The organism is Pseudobacter ginsenosidimutans (assembly GCF_007970185.1).
Lineage (GTDB): Bacteria > Bacteroidota > Bacteroidia > Chitinophagales > Chitinophagaceae > Pseudobacter > Pseudobacter ginsenosidimutans.
In genome coordinates this window covers 7,444,849-7,463,359 of sequence record NZ_CP042431.1, presented here as the reverse complement: position 1 = coordinate 7,463,359, position 18,511 = coordinate 7,444,849, and the positions used below count along the sequence as shown (strand labels likewise).

General features: G+C 48.1%; 9 protein-coding genes. 7 read left to right on the top strand and 2 right to left on the bottom strand.

The annotated features are described in order from the left end of the window. Positions 1 to 27: 27 nt before the first annotated feature. Together FSB84_RS29280 and FSB84_RS29275 are read right to left on the bottom strand one after the other, a co-directional pair. Positions 28 to 2,892: a TIM-barrel domain-containing protein gene (locus tag FSB84_RS29280; RefSeq protein ID WP_130544002.1), complete on the bottom strand. Its 2,865-nt coding sequence runs from the start codon at positions 2,890 to 2,892 to the stop codon at positions 28 to 30. A gap of 137 nt (positions 2,893 to 3,029) precedes the next feature. Next, a complete protein-coding gene (locus FSB84_RS29275) occupies positions 3,030 to 7,136 on the bottom strand; it encodes a hybrid sensor histidine kinase/response regulator transcription factor (protein ID WP_207234340.1) in 4,107 nt (1,368 codons plus the stop codon). A gap of 157 nt (positions 7,137 to 7,293) precedes the next feature. Between FSB84_RS29275 and FSB84_RS29270 the strand changes: the two genes are divergently transcribed. The 7 genes from FSB84_RS29270 (at position 7,294) to aspT (ending at position 18,497) form a co-directional block, all read left to right on the top strand. After that, on the top strand, positions 7,294 to 9,708 hold the full coding sequence (locus FSB84_RS29270; RefSeq protein ID WP_130544001.1) for a mechanosensitive ion channel family protein: 2,415 nt from the start codon (positions 7,294 to 7,296) through the stop codon (positions 9,706 to 9,708). 612 nt (positions 9,709 to 10,320) lie between these two features. After that, the gene (locus FSB84_RS29265; protein ID WP_158644170.1) at positions 10,321 to 11,310 is read left to right on the top strand and encodes an outer membrane beta-barrel protein; all 990 of its coding nucleotides are present in this window, start codon (positions 10,321 to 10,323) and stop codon (positions 11,308 to 11,310) included. 273 nt (positions 11,311 to 11,583) lie between these two features. Next, positions 11,584 to 12,666 (top strand): sensor histidine kinase, encoded by a 1,083-nt coding sequence (locus FSB84_RS29260; protein ID WP_130543999.1) that lies wholly within the window; start codon positions 11,584 to 11,586, stop codon positions 12,664 to 12,666. Beyond that, on the top strand, positions 12,632 to 13,345 hold the full coding sequence (locus FSB84_RS29255; RefSeq protein WP_130543998.1) for a LytR/AlgR family response regulator transcription factor: 714 nt from the start codon (positions 12,632 to 12,634) through the stop codon (positions 13,343 to 13,345). The genes FSB84_RS29260 and FSB84_RS29255 overlap by 35 nt, the downstream gene beginning before the upstream one ends. 100 nt (positions 13,346 to 13,445) lie before the next feature. Next, a complete protein-coding gene (locus tag FSB84_RS29250) occupies positions 13,446 to 13,964 on the top strand; it encodes a DUF1440 domain-containing protein (RefSeq protein ID WP_130543997.1) in 519 nt (172 codons plus the stop codon). A 91-nt stretch (positions 13,965 to 14,055) separates the two neighbouring features. Then, positions 14,056 to 16,497, top strand: coding sequence for a glycosyl hydrolase family 95 catalytic domain-containing protein (locus FSB84_RS29245; RefSeq protein WP_130543996.1), 2,442 nt, complete (start codon positions 14,056 to 14,058; stop codon positions 16,495 to 16,497). Positions 16,498 to 16,796: 299 nt separating this feature from the next. After that, on the top strand, positions 16,797 to 18,497 hold the full coding sequence (aspT, locus tag FSB84_RS29240; protein ID WP_130543995.1) for an aspartate-alanine antiporter: 1,701 nt from the start codon (positions 16,797 to 16,799) through the stop codon (positions 18,495 to 18,497). Positions 18,498 to 18,511: the final 14 nt, after the last annotated feature.

The window sequence follows — 18,511 nt, the reverse complement described above, 5'->3', positions numbered from 1 at the left end:
AGTTTTTAAATGAAAAGCGGTTCGGTTTTATGTTGGTTTAATGGTGACAGCATTTCCGTTGTAGCGTATATCCTTTGTTTTTGGTTTCGGTTGATCGATGCCGGTAGGTTTACCTGGTGAGATGAATACGGGCCTGAATATCCTCTTTTCTCTCATGCCTTTGAATTGCCCCTTGCGTTCACCGATGGTGAGTGTTCCGGCGCTTTCATTCCAGTTGATATCGATATTGGAGCAGATCCCTTTTTCGTAATTGTTGTTGATATTCTCGTCTTCATACAGCGTGAAGCTTGCATCCTTTCCGGTATAAACGAATAATGTAACGGTGTCTGCAGGTTTCTCATCGGTGTATTGCAGATCCGGCCCGAAAGGCAGGATGGAACCGGATTTCACAAATACGGGTATCTTTCCGTATGGTGCTTCGGCAGTGATCTGCTGTCCGCCTGTATGATGTTTCCCGGTATAGAGATCGTACCAGCCATTGGTATTGGGCAGGTAGAGCTGACGGCTGTTTTGCTGATAGCTGTACACAGGACTGATCAGGAGGCTGGGACCGAACATATACTGATCGCCGATAGACAGCACCATTGAATCAGAAGTAAAATCCATAGGAAGGCCGCGCATGATCGTATAGTCATGATGGTAAGTTCTTCCGGCAATGGAATAGATATAGGGCAGCAGCCTGTAGCGCAGTTGTTGGTAGTACAGGATGCTTTTGTAAGCGGGGTGATCACTGGGTGCGATGTTCCAGATCTCGCGATAAGGAAATTGTCCATGCGCACGGAACACAGGTGTAAAGCTACCGAACTGGTACCAGCGTGTGAGCATTTCCCGCCATTCTTCCTGATCTTTTTCGGTCATTTGTTCCCGTTGGTAACGGTCTTCCACCATGAAGCCTCCGATGTCCATGGACCAGTAGGGGAGCCCGCTCATGGAGAAGTTGAGGCCTGCCGCGATCTGATTCTTCATATCGTCCCATCTTGCGCCAATATCTCCGCTCCAGATGGTGGCGCCGTATCGCTGGGAGCCTGCATAGCCGGAACGGGTGAGGATGAATACGCGCTTGTTGGGCTCGGCGGCGCGCTGTCCTTCATAGATGCCTTTGGCATTTTGCAATGGGTAAGCGTTGAGGTATTCGGCGGAGATATATGGTGAAGCGGGAGCGATCATTTGCTCCTTTCTTTTTTCCGGTGTTACATTGGAATGGATATCGGGCTCACTGGCATCCATCCACCAGGCGTCCACGCCTTTCACATAGAGCTTTTTGTGGATGAGGTCCCAGAAGGCATTGCGCGCGTCTTCATTGAAGGCGTCATAGAAAGTGCTGGTATAGCCTTCACCGATCCAGTCGCGCATGCGGTCTGCGATATTGCGTTTGTACAGCCATCCTTTGGCATCGAACTGTTTGTATACATCGATGCCTTCATAGATCTTGGGCCAAACGGAGATCATGAACCTTGTATGGTATTTGTTGTGCAGGATGCCGATCATGCTGTCGGGATTTGGAAAGCGGGCAGTATCGAAATCCTGGCTGCCCCAATCGTTCTCCTTCCAGTAATTCCAGTCGAGCACGATATTGTCGAGCGGGATCTTTCTGTCCCTGAATTCTTTTACTGTATTGATCACTTCATCCTGTGTTTTGTAGCGTTCACGGCTTTGCCAGAATCCTAGAGCCCACCTGGGCACCAGTGATGCTTTACCAGTGATGGTCCTGTAACCGCTGATCACTTCATCCATATCCTTTCCGTGTACGAAATAGTAATTGAGCTGTTTGCCGGCTTCGGAGGAAAAAGCAAAATCGTTCTTTTCGGTTATTGGTAATGGTTCTATCCATTTGAAGGTGAGGTATACTTCCGTGGCTTCGGGTATCCATTCGATACGGATGGGGTATTTCTTTCCTGCTTCCATATCGATGCCGAACACAGCGGGTGCGGGGTTCCAGCTTCTTCTCCATTTGTTCAATACCTGTTTTCCATCGATCCATATTTTGATATAACCGCCATAGGTCATGCGGATATTATGGAGTCCGTTGAAATCCGATGCGATGCTTCCTTCCCAGGTAACGGAACCTTTGGAGGCAACGAAACCTGCGGGGAGCACATGTTTGTAATCATCGAGATAAGGAATATCGATGGAGGTCTCGGCCCGGGTGAGCTGTGGTATCATTCCTTCCCTGTCTTTGTAATAGGTGGCGGTGAGCCAGCCATTGTCGCCATTCTTCGAGAATAACCTGAAGGAGGAGAGCTGATGATACGGGCGGATATCGCCGATAGTTGTGATGGAATAGTTATCCCAGAGGATACCATAGTTCTTGTTGCTGAGCAGGAAGGGAATGGCCACTTCGGTATTGTTCTGAAAAAGCTTTACCTGCTGTCCGTTGTAGTTGAAGAGACCATCCTGGTGCTGGCCGAGGCCATAGAGGGCGTCTGCTTCATTTGTTTCAAATACCTGGGTGATGTTCCAGGATCTTTGTCCTTCAAATGCAACGGGCCTGAAGCGGCGGCCACCGATCCCTTTTTCGGCGAGGATCTTTTTTCCATTATTATCGAAAAAGGAAACAGTACCGGTTTGCAGGACCACTTCAACGGTGAGCAGTTTGGTTTTGATGGTCACTTTCTCTTTGGTGGAGGTTGTCTTCCAGTCGGGACGGTAGGAAAGCGGGATCACGCTGAGGCTGGTGAAGCCTGTCTGTGATTTATCAGGACTTGCCGTAACATGAATGATATTGTCCGCAATCACCTGGATCTGTACTGCCTGGGTATTGAGTGCATAGTCTGCGTCCGGGTAAACGATCACGCCATCTGAAGTGATCACAAAGGAGGAGGTGGCAGGGCAGGCGGAGGCCACCAGGTTGAATAGCACAAAGCTGAATGCGAGGAATTTTTTTCTCAGCATGACAAGCAGTTTGATTTTGTTGTTAACGAATACAAATCTAATTGCTCGCGCACTGTAGAAGGGGGGCCAATCGTTCACGATTGGGGTATCAAATGTTAACTGAATGGCGGCAGGGGCGATGCCGGGCTAAAATAGTATCAGTTGTTCGTACTGTTTTTCTGGTATTGGGATGGCAAAATATCAAATTCCTGTTTGAAATATTTCGAAAAGTTTTTTGGGTTATTGAATCCAACTTCATAAGCCACTTCGGAAACGGAGAGCTGGCTCCTGGATAATAACTGGGCGGCGCGCTGTAATCGCATGTTCCGGATGAATTCCACCGGTGTTTTGCGGGTAAGCGCAAGCAGCTTCTTGTAGGCGGCCACCCGGCTCATGCAGAGGTCGCGGCTCAGATCACCCACGGAATAGTCGGCATTGGCCAGGTTCTTTTCCACAGCCTCCACCGCCATTTTCATGAACTGCTCATCGGCAGAGCTGATAGCGGGTTGTTGCGGACTCACTTCCATTTTTCCCAGAATATTCTTTTCCATTTTTTGATGCTGGGAAAGGATATTCCTGATCCGGGTTTCCAGTATCCCGAATGTGAAGGGTTTGGAGATATAATCATTGATGCCTGATTTGTATCCTTCCAGCTGTGCTTCCTCATTGTCCATGGCGGTGAGCAGGATGATGGGGATGCGGGCAGTACGGGGATCGTTCTTGATCCTCCGGCTCAGTTCGATACCGTTGAGGTTCGGCATCATGATATCGCTCACCACCAGCTGAGGCATAAATTGTTTCACCTTCTGCCAGCCGTCCCGGCCATCCACCGCTTCGATCACATTGTATTTTGACTTGAGATTGTCTTTGAGATAGAAACGGAAATCTTCATTGTCTTCCACAACTAATATGGTAGCGGCACCGGGTTTGTCTGCAGGAACGCCATTTACCAATGGTTCCGTATTGACGATAGTTTCTGGAACAGGAATGGTTTCCGGATGGATGCCATTCACTTCGCCGGCGGTTTTCAGGGGAAGGGAAACGAGAAAGCAGGTGCCTTTATCGGGCTCACTGTCTACCTGAACCGTACCTCCATGGAGGCGCACGAACTCTTTGGTGATGGCAAGTCCGATGCCACTGCCGTGATTGAGCATACTTTCAGGAACATCCAGCTGGAAGAACCGTTCGAAGATCTTCTCATGCTGTTCGGGCGGAATGCCGATACCACTGTCTTTGACTTTTATCAGGAAGCTGTCTTTCGTATGTTCGAAGCTGATACCAATCTCTCCATTCTGTGGCGTGTATTTGAAGGCGTTAGATAATAAGTTGAACAGTATTTTTTCCAGTTTGTCCTTATCGAACCAGGTTTCCAGTTTTTCACTATCACTGTAAATGGAAAAACGGATATTCTTCTGTTCGGCGATATCGGAGAACGATTGACTGATGTCTTTGCAGAAAGCCACAATATCATGAAAGCCAGGATGCAGTACAAACTGCTGCACTTCCATCTTTCTGAAGTCGAGCAGCTGGTTGATCAGTTGCAGCAGTCGTTTGGCATTGCGGTGGATGAGCTGCAGCTGTGATCTCTGTGCGGGGTCATGGGATTGTTTGAGGATCTTGTCCAGCGGAGAGAGGATCAGGCTCAGCGGCGTTCTGAACTCATGACTTACATTGGTGAAGAATTTCGTTTTCATGTTATCGATGGCATGCATACGGTCTGCTTCCCTGCGTTGCTGTTCCACTTCGTATTTCATGCGTGTGCGCTCCACGATGATCCTGCGTGCCAAAAATAGAATTCCTGCTGTGGCCAGCACATAGAGGATGATGGCCAGCGGCGTTCGCCAGAAAGGAGGCTGTATCACTATGTGCAATTCTTTTTCACTGCTCCAGGTGCCTTCGTTGGTCATGGCTTTTACCTTGAACACATAAGAGCCGGGATCGAGGTTGGTGTAAGTAGTTTTGCGTTGATGACCGTCTGTGTACAGCCATTCATCATTGAATCCTTCGAGCTTGTAAGCATATTTATTGGCGGCTGAATGGGAGAAGTTGAGCGCGGCAAATTCGATGGAGAAAACGTTCTCATTGAACCTGAGCTTGATCTCACTGGTGGCGTTGATGGCGTTGGTCAATACCACGCGGTTATTGAGGGTATCGCCGGCAGCGATATTCCTGTTGAATACCTGAAAATTGGTGAACACCAGTTCGGGAGCGGGTTGCTGCTTGTCTTTAAAATCCGCATTGATGATGTTGAATCCGTTGGGGCCGCCGATGATCAGGTCGCCTGACCTTGTTTTCAAAGCTGCGTTCTCATTGAACTCTTTTCCCTGCAGATTACTCACTTCTTCATAGTTGCGAATGCTGGCAATGATATTCCCTCCGCCGGTTTCTTTGTTCAGCAGAATGTTGCTGAGACCGTTGGGCGTTGTGATCCAGAGACTGTTGTGATCATCCTGCAAAATGGTGAGGATGGTATTGTCTGCAAGGCCATCTTCGCGGTAGAAATGTTTGAAGGTATTTTTCTCAGGATCGAAATAATTCAGGCCTTCGCGGGTGCCGATCCAGATCTTTCCATTGCCATCTTCCAGCAATGAAAGCACATTGAAATTGCTGAGCCCTTTGGGCGGAATATTTTGTCCGTAGTGCGTGATGAGATTGGTGTGTGGATCGTATACATCGATTCCTTCTGCGGTACCGATCCAGAGATTTCCTTTTTTGTCTTCCATTAACGCCATGATAAAACCTGAACGGAGAGCCGAAGTGCCGGTGTCCTTGCTTCGGAAATGGGAGAACTTTCCTGTTTTTCTGTCGAGTATGTCAAGTCCCTTGCCGAGTGTTCCGATCCAGAGATTGTTTCGGGAGTCTTCGAGTATTTCCCAGACGCGGTCTTCGGAGAGGCTTTCAGGAATGGAATCATTGTGGCGGTAGCGGATGAATTTCTTTCCGTCGAAACTGTTGAGGCCACCGAGATAGGTGCCTATCCATAGCGTTTGTTCATGATCGATACAAAGGCTCACGATCACATTGTTACTGATACTGCCCGGATCCGATGGGTTGTGAAGGTACTGCGTGAATTTATTGTTCTGTCTGTTGAAGTGGATGAGGCCGCCGCCATTGGTGCCGATCCAGATATTACCCTTTTTGTCTTCCACAAACCGGTTCACATCATCGTATTGCAGGCTATGCGGATCGGTGGCGCGGTGCTTGTAATGCGCAAACTTGCCCACGTTCTCATCAAAATAACTGATGCCCTGTTTGTAGGTGCCGATCCAGATGATGCCATGATTGTCTTTGTATAAAGAATTGATGCTGTTCTGGCCAATGCTCTTGTTGTTCTCGGGATCATTGAGCAGGTATTGAATGGAGAATTGTTTTTGCTTGTTGATGAGATTGATGCCGCCATGGTCTGTGGCTACCCAGATCATTCCATTATTGTCCTGCGCCACGCCCATAATGAGGTTGGTATTGAGACGGTGTTGTGCATTGTTCTCGTTGAACTGGATGATGTTTTGATGATTGTAATAAAATAAGCCTCTGGGGTCTCCTGTATTGGCCCAGATATCATTGTCGCGATCTATGAAAATGCTCCAGTTGTAATTTCCATTATTCGCTTTTTTGAGTTGATCGATGGTGGCGGTGACGGTTGCGGATACGGGATCGATCCTGTTCAGTATGCCGTTGCGGTGCACCAGCCAGATGGCGCCCTGCCGGTCTTCCGCCATTCCGGTGATATCGTTGGAAGCGATGCTGCGTTTGCCTTCGGAGCTGTCGTAAAACACTGGTGTTTTGCCGGGGTTCACCATGTACACGCCTTTGTTGGCGTAGATGAACCAGAAATTATTGTTCCTGTCTTTTTTGATCAATGTAATGCTGCCTGTTGGCAGGTATAGTGAACGGAGGTATTGTTCTGTATTCCGGCTGATCTTTTCGTTGTAAAGATCTATGATGCTAACGTCCGGGCGGGCAGTGATCCAGAGTTTGTTGCCGGGGCATTCCCAGATGGTGCTGACGTAATTGTCGGCCAGCGAATTGCTGTCGAGACCTTTCCTGAAGGTTTTGATGGAATAGCCATCATAACGGTTGAGGCCGCTCATGGTTCCGAACCAGAGGAATCCGTATTTGTCTTTGAGGATGCTGTTCACCTGGTTATTGGAAAGGCCGGCGCTTACATCGATCCGGGAAAAAGTGTATTGCTCGTACTGGGATATAGCAGGGATGCCCAAAAGAATGGCGATTAGCAGCAACGTGTATTTCAGCGAAAACATCATTGTGTTTTTCTGATCAGTGTTTTGGTTGAGGAACCTTATCAATTTACCTAAAAAACAGGTAACGGCATAATCGGACTATGGCGGGGAAGCGGGCGTCTGCCGGCACCCTGCATTTTATCGTTTTCTTTTTATAGTTTAGCAAAGCAAAATACGCAACATGAAAAACCCTCTGATACTGATCTGTATCCTTCATCTTTTTACCCTGACCAGCTTTGCGCAGGATTCCGCGCGCATTCAGCGTAATCTGCCCGATTCATCACGTCAGTTCCGGGATACCACCAATAACCGGACAGACACCGCCCGCAGGCAACGCGGCTTCAATGAACTCTTTGCCGACTCCGCCAAACTCACCAGCAGCGATTTTCAGCTGGCTATCGAGAAGAACTATGTGATGCTCGATAACGTGGACAACAAAAGTGAGCTGGGCCTCGGCGTTCAATTGATCATAGAAAGACAGGCAGACAATGATTCCGTCCTGGCCGTGCTCAAAGACAATGTACTCAATAACGCCAGCGCTCTCAATCTCCGCAATCTCCAGGTGTTCCGCACACTCCTGATGAATATCCAGCGCGAAGCAAAAGACCACCGGGAATTGCTTGACAGCACCGAACACAGGCTCAATGATCTCCGCAGCAGCCTGAAAACCTTCCGTCAGGACACAGTGCTGCGTCAATTGTACCGCGATACCGCCATGCGGCAGCAATTCAGTGCACAACTGAAAGACATGCGCCAGAACTGGCGAAAAAGCACCACACATTTGAAAGAGAGCCTGGCCACAGTGAACATGCTGCAGACCAAGACCTCTTCTCATGCCATCACTGCCACACAATTGCTGGAAAAAGTGGAAAGCCTGCTGGATACTTCTGCTGCGCGCATTTTTGGAAAAGAATACAATTATCTCTGGGAAAGCGATACCACTCATTTATCAGCTTACGCCAAATCATCCTTCGATAAAGTGTATGATGGAGAACGGAAGGCGCTTAGATATTATTTCAAAGACAGTGGTAACAAACGGCTTTTCCTGCTGCTGATCGGTTTTATCTTTTTCCTTTGGATGTTCCGCAATATCAGGAAACTGAAAAAACTGAACGGGTTGCAATCGTTGAAGGAAATGGAATTCGATTACCTGCCATCGGGGTATATCGTTTCGGCCTTCATCATCATGTTCTCCATTGCACCGCTGTTTGATCTGCATGCGCCTTCTGCCTATATCGAATCCATGCAGTTCCTGCTGTTAGTGATCCTCAGTATCATCTGCTGGAAAAAATGGCCGCGCAAATTGTTCTGGAACTGGATGGCGATGGTGGTGCTGTACATTTGTTTCTCCTTTATGCACCATGTGGCTGATCCTGGTCTGGGCATTCGCCTCTGGCTGATCTTGCTGAATGGATTGAGTGTATTTTTCGGCTGGATGTTCCTCACACGCATGAAGGATAATCTGCAGCTGAAAGGATTCCTCCGCTTCGTGATCATCCTGCACAATGTGATGAATGTACTCAGTATTCTCTGTAATATCTCTGGCCGGTTCTCGCTGGCGCAGATCCTCGGAAATACAGCCATCTTCTCTTTCACACAAGCGATCGGACTGGCCGTGTTCAGCAAGATCGCCATGGAAGCGATACTGCTGCAGATCGTTACCAGCCGCGCGAAGCGTGGTGTAAGCTCCAGGCTGGATTATGAGCCCGTGTTGAACGGATTCCGCAAGCCGCTGCTCTTCCTTGTGGTCATATTGTGGGTGATCGTATTCACCACTAACCTTAATATCTATACGAATGTGCTCAACGGGCTGTCTGATTTCCTTTCCAGAGATCGAAGCATCGGCAATGCCAGTTTCACGCTTGGTGGTGTGCTGCTTTTCTTCATGATCATCTGGATTGCACACCTGTTACAGAAATATGTGGGTTATTTCTTTGGCGATACGGGTAATGATGATGAGGTGCACAACAAGAGCCAGCGATCAAGATTACTGATCGCAAGGCTGGTGCTGCTTTGTCTGGGCTACCTGCTGGCTGTGGCCGCATCCGGTGTGCCGGTTGATAAGATCACCATTGTGTTGGGCGCATTGGGTGTTGGTATCGGTTTGGGCTTGCAGAATATCGTGAACAATTTTGTGTCGGGCATTATCCTCATCTTCGATCGTCCGTTACAGATAGGAGACTCGGTGGAAGTGGGGGATAAAACTGGTCGCGTGCGCGAGATCGGTCTTCGCTCCAGTACACTCATGACGGCCGATGGCGCAGAAGTGATCATACCCAATGGTGATATTCTTAGTCAGCAGATCGTGAACTATACGCTTACCAATAACCAGATCAGGCTGGAAATGGATTTGTCTGTTAGTGGTAGTAAGGACATGGAAGTGGTGGCTTCTGCCATCAAGGAAGCCATCGGTTCTTCTGAGTTCGTATTCGAGAACAGGGAGCCGCAGGTGCTGTTCACCAAAGTGAATGAGAACGGCTATGATGTGAAAGCTTATTTCTGGTGTGCCGATGTATTCAAATCGGAAGAAGCGAAGAGTGATGTGCTGATCAGATTGCATCAGCAAATGGAGGCGAAGAATCTGAGTGTGGATTAAATGAGCAAAGTTTAAGTAGTAAAGAAGGTCTGTTCAATGCTAAACCGATAAACTGGTGAACTCAACGATAATTAAGAATTTACTCGGATTAATACTTGTTTTCGGAGCCATCGTATACACAATAATATTACTTTTTTTTGCTGAGACTAAGGATGAAGAGCAGATTAAGAAGAATGAGCTGAATGCAAATTTGAGATCGGTGATGTTGCCGGTTTTTTAAGAAAGGCGAGCTGGCCTTTTTAAAAATTTCAGCTTCAAAACCCGAATATTGTAATTACAGTGAAAGAAAATTTCCACGTCCAGGCCCCTGTATAACCTTTGAAACACAGCCCGCCGAAGGTTGGAAAGAAATTCCAACTTGCAAATAACCGGACTGGGTACTGATTTGAAAAATAAAGAATAGTTTTCTCATATCTAATAACTGCCGCATACCCTTTTCGTATGCGGCAGTTCTATGTATCAGCTGCAATGGTGAAAGCTTATCACAAACCCTATCTGCCTTTTTTCGTTATCTTTATATTCACCTCCATTCTCCTTCTCTGTAGTAATTCAGCAAAATGCGAGGCAGCATTTTTGCATTCAACTTACCTATTGTTCACCAAACGATTTTTTATGCGCCGTATTCTCCTGATAACGATGGCAGCCATTGCCGTGTCTACACAATCCAATGCACAATGGGGTAAAGGTTTTTACATTAAAGTAGCAGGTGGTTACTTCTTCAGTGTTTCTCCCGGACAATTCCCTGATGTTGGTCCATATCCTCCGCGCGATGAGCATGATGCCATAAACCCCGGCACCGGAGCCACCACCAAGATCCGCGAGAAAGTACTCACCGGCTCTTATGGTGAAGGTGTTCGCGGTGGCATCACCGGTGGTTATGTGATCAACAAACATATCTCCATCGAGCTCACTGCAAACTATTTCAGCAGCAAGAAAAACCTGATGACCAGGAATGTGACCACCATCCAGGGAACAGAAACAGAAGTGGGAAGAATTGAATCGAAAGGCAATGTGCAGGCCATTGATATCGCACCCAGCATTGTATTGAGCCCGGGCTACGATAAATTCAACCCTTATGTACGATTCGGATTTGTGGTGCCGGTCTGGGGAAGGCTTTATATCGAGACCGATGCCAGCAGAACCAGCGCTGTGGCCGGTCAACCTTCTTTTGTTGTAGCCAGGACCGCCATTCACCGTAAAGAAGAGATCCATCCCAATCCAACTATCGGATTTCAGGGCGCGCTCGGATGCACGTACAAGATCAATGAAAAACTGGGACTTTTCCTGGAAGCAGAGTACAGGAATGTTCCCGTTCGGAGCAAGAACAAAGAAGTGACTACCTATAACGAGAACACGAAGATCATCAACACCAATACCGGTCAGCAGGTAGGCGGCGATATCAACCGCGGTCTTGGCGATCTAAGTGTGGCGGAACGCAATACCGACTATGTTACCACGCTTGACCAGAACTCCAATACACCTACCGGCACAACCGGTACCGTTACACATTACAAGAATGATAATGCTCCGGCAAACGACCTGAAATCATATATCAATATTGGTGGGCTGGGTGCTAACCTTGGACTGAGAGTAAGATTATAGGTTGAAATAGTGCCTGCTTAAAGCTCACCAGCAAAGTTCAAGGGTTAATATTGTTTGTACTTAGCCAGTCTTTCTGCCGGTATATCAATTTTTTTATTACCGGCAGAAAGACAGGTTTTGTATATGTTTCGACTTGTAAGCGCTTGCCTGTCAATGAAAGAACGCCTATTTCTCTTTTCTATTTTTCCACGAATCCTGTTGTTTGTAAGATGCAATACTGCTCCCGTAGTTTTTTTCGCACCACCGGATATTTTTTCCGATTTTTAAGGATACATGAAAAGATTCTTCCTCCATTTCGGCTTCTGGTTCGTTTATACTTTACAGGCCACCCTGCTGGAAATGGTCTGGATGGAGCCTTTACTGCACAAATTCACACAATGGCAGCAATGGTGGATATCGCTGCACATCATCATGGTGCTGAACATTCCTAAGATTTTACTGGCTTATTATCTCATGTATGTTACCGTGAACCGCGTGCTGAATGAGAAAGGTTCCCTTCGAAAGAATATCGGAATGGCAGCGTTGATGTGCGTACTCGCTGTACTGCTATACCGCGTGATCTTCAATCATTATGTGATCCCTTATGCCATCTATGATCTGGCTCCGCAAAAGAAACTGCTAGATATCAGTCGAACTCTACTAGCGGTGATGGACATAGGCTTTGCAGCCGGAGTGGCCGTGGCCATCCGTCTGGGACGCATTCAACTGGCGGGGAAAGACAGGGAAAAGAAATTACTGCGCGAAAAGCACGCAACCGAATTGAAATACCTCCGCAACCAGACCAATCCGCATTTTCTTTTCAATACCCTCAACAATATCTATGCACTCGCGCGAAAAAAATCTGAAGATACTCCTGATGTAGTGATGAAACTTTCCAAACTGCTTCGCTTCATGCTCTACGAAAGCAACAAGGATTTCATTCCGCTCACTGAAGAGATCAGGATGCTGGATGATTATCTCGAACTGGAAAAGATCCGCTACAGCGATCGCCTCACTATCACATTTTACAAAGAGCTGGATGCTGAAACACAAATGGTGGCGCCGCTGCTATTGCTGCCTTTCGTGGAAAATGCCTTCAAGCACGGCGTCAGCGAAACGCGATTCGATTCCTATGTGCATATTGCACTGACCCTGAAAAAAGGGATGCTTACCTTTACTATCGAAAACACCAAGGAAGACAATGGCAAGGACAAAGTAACCGACAGCATCGGGCTCAGCAATGTGCGCAGGCAGCTTGAGCTCATGTATGCACATCATACACTCGACGTTTACAATCAACCCAATACTTTCAAAGTACATCTTACCATTAATCTCAACAATCATGCAAACCTGGCGTTGTATCATAGTGGAAGATGAGCCCCTGGCAGCCGAAGTGCTGAAGGATTATGTTCAGCAGATCCCATTCCTGCAACTGAGGGGCGTATGCGATGATGCCATCTACGCACTGGAAACATTGCAGAAAGAGCCCATCGATCTTATTTTCCTCGATATCCATCTGCCCAAGCTCAAAGGGCTGGATTTTCTTAAATCGCTGAAACATCCACCAGCCGTGATCATCACTTCCGCCTATCAGGAATATGCGCTGCAGGGATATGAGCATAACGTGGTGGACTACCTGCTGAAGCCGATCGAGTTCAGCCGTTTTCTCATGGCCGTGAACAAACTGAAAGCACAGCAGGATGCCAGGACGCCCGCTGCGGAAAATGCAGCGTCTACTCCTGCACGCACTTATTTCTTCTTCAACGTGAGCAAGAAAAGAGTGAAAGTTTATCTCGATGAAATGCTCTATATCGAAAGCCTCAAAGAATATATCCGCATCACTACCAAAGGCAAGACCATCCTCACAAAATTCCAATTGGGACAGATCGAGGAATTGCTTGCAAGGAATAATTTCCTGCGCGTTCATCGCAGTTTCATTGTTGCGAAGGACAAGATCGATGCATTTACCGCAACGGACGTGGAAGTGGGAGGGAAACTGATCCCCATCGGCAGGAGCTACAAGGAGCTGGTGCTGCGCGCGCTGGAGCAGGATTGAATGGTAACGGAAACTGCTATCTGTGTGCGCAGGGCCGCTGTTGGTTGATTTCGGTCTTATCCGTTTCTGTAAAACGGTAATTTTAGAGAAACCCTTCGATATGTCAACCATTACAACACCATCACCTGTTCACATGGCCAGCAGGTCCGTGATCAAAGCAGTTCTGCTGGCAGGATTGGTAGCGGGAACGCTGGATATCATTGCCGCTGTAACCCTGAACGGGATCATGTCCGGCGAGTTCAAGCCATTGCGGATCCTGCAGGGAATTGCCAGCGGCGCCATTGGTAGATCCGCATTCGAAGGCGGTATAGGTATGGGGTTGGTTGGACTGCTGTTCCATTATTGTTTTGCCCTGATGTTCGCCACTGTCTATTTTCTTCTTTTCCCCTATCTGCCATTTCTCCAACGTTATCCACTGCTCTGGGGATGTTTGTACGGGATCGTGGCCTGGGCAATCATGAATGGCCTGGTAATTCCCTTATCGAAGCTGAGGCCCGCACCATTCAACTGGGAGAGGGCCGCTATCAATATCGTGATACTGATGTTCATGATCGGGCTGCCGATCGCGTTAATGGCCCGCAAATACTACAGTAAAAAACAACAGTATCCTGAAAATTGATCGTGAAGGGTTAAGATTGTTTAGTAGTAAGCCAATATCATGGCGTCTGTCTGCTGATTAATGCAGTTAATTGGGAATAGAATCAGGCGCCATGATAAAATGTATCCCACTGCTTTTTGTATTTCTCTGTGCTTTTGAACTTTCAGCTCAAACTGATTACCGGAAAATAGTAAATGCATCGGACCTTCACTATGCAACGCCAGTTGGCAGGAGTGAAGATGGCATGCCCACCGGAAACGGCCGCATGGGAAGCCTGGTCTGGACTATCCCTTCCGCATTGAAATTCCAGCTCAACAGGGTGGATGTATTCGGCAACAATTCATCTTCCCATAATTTCTTTGAAAGACATACGGATTATTGTAACGGAACCGGCACAGTAAGCATCGATTTCGGAACAGCGGTGTTCACCAATACCGGTTTCAGCCAGCACCTGGATGCTTATGACGCCACTGTACAGGTGAAAGGAGGCGGCGTGGATGCCAGCATTCTTACCAGCGCAGTCAGCGATGTAATGAGTGTATCAGTTAAGGACAACCGAAAAATTAAATTACCCGTTCAGGTTGTTTTGTCTTCTCTCCGCAAACCTGATATGCGCAGAGGCAATCATCGTGCCTTATCCAAAGCGTATGTGCAGGGAGATTATATCGTACTCACCCAGCAATTCACGGAAGACCAGTACTATTGCGCATCCGCAGTGGCGATACAGGCGGACGCGCATGCAAAAGCTGTGCAGGATGAGCAGGGTGTGGTAAGGTTGTTATTGAGGGGCTCAGCCCGGAACCGTGTGTTGATAGCAACTGCTGCCAGTTTCGATTCTACAGAGGATATAGCGGCAAAGGCCATTCAAATACTCAAACAAGCCCGCACCATTTCGAATGAAACTTTATTGCGTGAACATCGTGCATGGTGGCACCAGTTCTGGAAAAGGTCATACATTCAATGCAGCAGCGCCAATGGCGATGCTGATTTCATACAACAGCATTACCAATACTATCTCTATGTGATGGCGTCCAGTTCCCGCGGCAGTTACCCCACCAAGTTCAATGGCATGCTCTGGACAACCGGCGGCGATGAACGTAAATGGGGCGGGCTCTACTGGGGCGCCAATCAGAGCTGTTTGTACAATGCATTGTTCGCTACCAATCATACCGATCTCCTGCAGCCCATGTTCAATATGTACAGCAATGCTTACCGGAGCTATGAACTGGCAGCAGAGCAACAGTGGGGCAGCAAAGGCGTATTCATTCCCGAAGTAACCGGATTCGATCCAACACCACCGCTGCCTGAAGATATTGCTGCGGAAATGCGCGAGCTGTATTTGTGTAAAAAGAAATGGGAAGACAGATCACAACATTTCATCGATTATTCCTATACGTTACTACCCTTCATCAGCCGATGGAACTGGAAGAAAGATGAAGGATGGAAAAACGGGATCTGGCATACCGGCGATAAAGGCGGCGGCGCTTTCGGACATACCACGCATATTTTTTCGCGCGGGGCAAAGATCGCATATCAGTACTGGATGCAGTTCGAGTATACGCAGGATACTGCGTTTCTGAAACAGTTCGCCTATCCGATGCTGAAAGGCGTGGCGGAATTCTATCGCAACTTTCCCAATTTCCGGCAGGAGGAGGATGGCCTGTTCCATATACGTCATGTGAACGATAATGAATCCATCTGGAACGGGCACAATACAGTAGAAGAGATCTCTTCAATGCGCGGCATCTTTCCGGTGGCCATCAGGGCTGCAATGATTTTGAAAATTGATCAGGGCCTGCAGCGGGAATGGAAAAATGTACTGGAGCACCTCAGTCCGTTACCGCTGAATGAAGCAGGCAATGCCTGGGTGGGCTCACTCCCGCCAGTGCAGCAGGGCAATGCCGGGCGCAGGCCGGACGGCAATACAATGCCTGTCTGGTTCTTCGATCTTTGTACCCTGCAGAACCCGGACCCTGCCACGCTTCGCATTGCTCGCAATACTTATCACAATTATTATCCGCAGGGCATCGGTAAAGATTCAAAAGTATTTGTGTTATCGAAACTGCCTGTTGCAGGCATTACCCTGGGATTGAAAGAGGCCACAGAATATCTTATTCCTGCACAGTTGAGAACAGCGGAGATAATTCCTTTGCGGAACCGGATGGATCTGCGCGAAGGTGCTCAAACCACCAGTGTGCAAAGACTGGGTAGGGCTGCGGAAGCCCTGCAGCTGGCGCTTTGCCAGAGCCTGCCGCCTGCACCAGGCGAAGACCCCGTGATCCGGGTTTTCCCTGCCTGGCCTGAACAGTGGAAGGCCAGTTTCAAATTGGCCGCAAGGTCGGGATTCCTGGTGAGCTCGTCTTTCGCTAACGGACAGGTGGAGTTTGTTGAAGCAGAAGCAATGGCGAATGCTGTACTTAAATTGGATAACCCCTGGAAAGGCAGGAGAGTGGCCATTTATATTGGAAAGCAATTAATAAGGGAATCCATTGATGACCTGATCGTATTTTCTGCAACGAAAGGAAGTTTGTTGAAGTTTGTACCTGTTCACTAAAATATATTTCCTGATTTTTAATGACTTGAATAAGAATATTCACTACTTTTAAGTATTAGCTCAACCTTCCCCAACCTTTACCGTCTAGCTCACAAATGACTGCTGTTCTGCAGTCGCAAAGCCTTAGCGTTTAATAATTGTCCTGTTTCATTCCCTGAAAGTCTGTGCTGCTTCCAATATGTTTTGGTTATCGGTCTGGCATAGGCGTTAGATTATTGTGTAACTCCCGTTTCTTGTTACGATTGCTTCAGTTCAGCCATCTGCAAACGCATTGGCTGTTGTAACATAAATATTTCCTTATGCAATGGTTTGTACACGTGTTTCAACAATACCCGGAACTGGCGATTTTTCTCACACTGGCATTAGGCTTTGCGATAGGACCATTGAAGATCGGTAAGTTCTCACTGGGAACTGTTACAGCCGTATTGCTGGTGGGTGTGCTGATCGGTCAGATGAAGATCGATATCTCCCCGAATGTAAAATCAGTTTTCTTTCTCATGTTCCTGTTTGCAGTGGGTTATAGTGTAGGCCCGCAATTCTTTCGTGGCCTGAAAAAAGATGGTGTGCCGCAGATGATCTTCGCTGCCGTTGTTTGTGTGCTTTGTCTTGTATTTCCCTGGCTCTGCGGAAAAGTGATGGGCTACAATGCAGGGCAGACAGCCGGTTTGCTGGCAGGCGCTCAAACCATCTCTGCCGTGATCGGTGTGGCCAGCGATACCATCAATCAATTGGGCATATCGCAGGAAGAGAAAACCAGTATGATCAATGCCATTCCTGTTTGTTACGCCGTAACCTATCTCTTCGGAACTGCAGGCTCCGCCTGGTTCCTGGCCAGCGTTGGGCCAAGGCTGCTGGGTGGGCTTCCTGCTGTCAGACAAAAAAGCAAAGAACTGGAAGCGAGTATGGGTAGTGGTGATGAATCGGGTGATCCGGGTATGATGCCTGCCAATCCCGTGATCAGCTATCGCGCTTTCCAGATCGATAATGATTGGTTCAGCAATGGCAGAACTGTACAGGAAGTGGAAAAATATTTAATGGACAATAACCGCCGTCTTTTTGTGGAGCGTGTTCGTGTAGGCAAGCAGGTTACAGAAGTACAACCTGGTACGGTAGTGAAGAAAGGTGATGAGCTGGTGCTGAGTGGCAGACGGGAGGCATTTGCCGGGGAATCGCATCTGCTGGGGCCTGAGGTGGTGGACGATGATTTGCTTCATTTTCCTGCAGAGGTATTGCCCGTGCTGGTGAGCAGGAAAGGAGTGGGAGGAATGTCTGTTAAACAATTACGTCAGCAGGATTATATGCATGGCATATTCATCCGGAGCATCAAACGCGCGGATATTCCCGTGCCTGTGCTTCCGGACACACAAATAGACAGGGGCGATGTATTGGAACTGGTAGGCACCAAAAAGGCTGTAGATAAAGCGGCTATCCATATCGGTTACCCTGACCGGCCCACCAACAAAACAGACATGATGTTCGTGGGGCTGGGTATTGTAGTGGGTGGATTGATCGGTGTGCTTACCATTCATATCGGTGGCGTTCCGCTTAGTCTGAGTACAAGTGGCGGCGCACTGATCGCAGGTCTCTTCTTCGGCTGGCTACGTTCCCGGCATCCCACATTCGGCAGGATCCCGGAGCCTGCGCTCTGGGTGATGAATAATGTGGGCCTTAACATGTTTATCGCTGTAGTAGGTATAACCACCGGGCCCAGTTTCGTTGATGGATTCAAGCAGGTTGGCATAAGTCTGTTCCTCGTCGGAGCTATTTCAACACTGGGCCCTCTTTTGGTAGGCGTGCTGCTGGGACGGTATGTGTTCAAATTCCATCCTGCGCTCACGCTTGGTTGCACTGCAGGCGCCCGCACCACTACTGCCGCTCTCGGCGCTATCCAGGATGCGCTCGACAGTAAAACGCCCGCACTGGGTTACACCGTTACGTATGCAGTAGGCAATACCCTGCTCATCATCTGGGGCGTAGTGATTGTGCTGCTCATGAAATGATCCATTGTACACCG

Coding starts and splice junctions, on each gene's coding strand:
- FSB84_RS29280 (WP_130544002.1), bottom strand. CDS start 2,892: ATGCTGAGAAAAAAATTCCTCGCATTCAGCTTTGTGCTATTCAACCTG.
- FSB84_RS29275 (WP_207234340.1), bottom strand. CDS start 7,136: ATGATGTTTTCGCTGAAATACACGTTGCTGCTAATCGCCATTCTTTTG.
- FSB84_RS29270 (WP_130544001.1), top strand. CDS start 7,294: ATGAAAAACCCTCTGATACTGATCTGTATCCTTCATCTTTTTACCCTG.
- FSB84_RS29265 (WP_158644170.1), top strand. CDS start 10,321: ATGCGCCGTATTCTCCTGATAACGATGGCAGCCATTGCCGTGTCTACA.
- FSB84_RS29260 (WP_130543999.1), top strand. CDS start 11,584: ATGAAAAGATTCTTCCTCCATTTCGGCTTCTGGTTCGTTTATACTTTA.
- FSB84_RS29255 (WP_130543998.1), top strand. CDS start 12,632: ATGCAAACCTGGCGTTGTATCATAGTGGAAGATGAGCCCCTGGCAGCC.
- FSB84_RS29250 (WP_130543997.1), top strand. CDS start 13,446: ATGTCAACCATTACAACACCATCACCTGTTCACATGGCCAGCAGGTCC.
- FSB84_RS29245 (WP_130543996.1), top strand. CDS start 14,056: ATGATAAAATGTATCCCACTGCTTTTTGTATTTCTCTGTGCTTTTGAA.
- aspT (WP_130543995.1), top strand. CDS start 16,797: ATGCAATGGTTTGTACACGTGTTTCAACAATACCCGGAACTGGCGATT.